Source organism: Dietzia sp. DQ11-38-2, from assembly GCF_014145055.1.
GTDB lineage: Bacteria > Actinomycetota > Actinomycetes > Mycobacteriales > Mycobacteriaceae > Dietzia.
The window spans coordinates 1007-2050 of record NZ_JAALDW010000326.1 but is presented as its reverse complement, the minus strand read 5'-3'; the positions used below and the strand labels follow the sequence as shown (position 1 = coordinate 2050).

At 71.3% G+C, this 1044-nt stretch carries 2 protein-coding genes; both read left to right on the top strand.

Features of this window, described 5'->3' with window-relative positions; genetic code table 11:
* The coding region (locus G6026_RS11440; RefSeq protein WP_182613246.1) for a M20/M25/M40 family metallo-hydrolase at window positions 1-519 on the top strand (519 nt) is incomplete at its 5' end.
* Between the two features lie 27 nt (window positions 520-546).
* Window positions 547-1044 (top strand): FAD-dependent oxidoreductase (locus G6026_RS17370; protein ID WP_241728045.1); only part of this gene is annotated, 498 nt, incomplete at its 3' end.

The following is a 1044-nucleotide window of genomic DNA, read 5'->3' as shown; positions in this document are numbered from 1 at the left end:
TCCCGCACCGTCCTCGACGTCCGGCGCATCGCCCGCGCCCACCGGGGCGCCCGGGCGACCGTGGGACGGATCGTGCCCACCCCCGGCGGCACCAACGTCATCGCCTCCCGGGTCGATCTGTGGCTGGACGTGCGCCACCCCGACGACGCCGTCACCGCTCGGATGGTCCACGAGATCGCGGAGGCGGCGTCGGTGGCGGCCGCGCGCGAGGGCTGCGGGAGCTCGATCGTGCAGGAGTCGCTCAGCGGCTCGGTGACCTTCGACCCGGTGTTCCGTGACCGGCTGCTCGACGATCTGCCCGGGGTCCCCGTCCTGGCCACGGGGGCGGGCCACGACGCCGGTGTCCTGGCCGCGCACGTCCCCACCGCGATGCTGTTCGTCCGCAACCCCTCCGGGGTGTCGCACTCCCCGGAGGAGCACGTGGAGGACGCCGACGCCGAACGGGGCGCCGAGGCGTTGGCCGACGTTCTTTCCGACCTGCTCACCTGCGATGACCTCCCGGCTCCCGACGCCGCCTGACCCACACACCACGAGAGAGTGATCCCCATGACCGACACAGCGCACCCGGCCGAGACGGCTCAGCGGGCCGAGACAGTGAAGTTCCTCGTGATCGGCGGGGGACTCGAAGGGTTGTCGATCGCCTGGAACCTGGCCGAGCGCGGCGAGACCGACGTCCTCGTCGTCGAGAAGGACACCCTGTGTTCCGGTATGACCGGAAAGTCCAGCGGCATCGTCCGCTGCCACTACGGTTCGCCCACCATGGCGGCCCTGAGTTGGCACAGCATCCCGGTGTTCGAGAACGCGACCGAGCTGCTGGGCGACGACATGGCGTTCCGCCAGTGCGGATACGCGGTGATCGTCGGCGAGGAGAACGTGATCCCGCTGCGCGCGAACGTGGCCATGCAGCAGAGCCTGGGCATCGAGACCGAGCTCATCGCGCCGGACCGGATGGCGGAGCTGTGGCCCGGCCTGAACGTCGACGACGTGGCCGCGGCGGCATGGGAGCCACGCGGCGGTCGCGGGGAGGCGTACATGACGGGGATG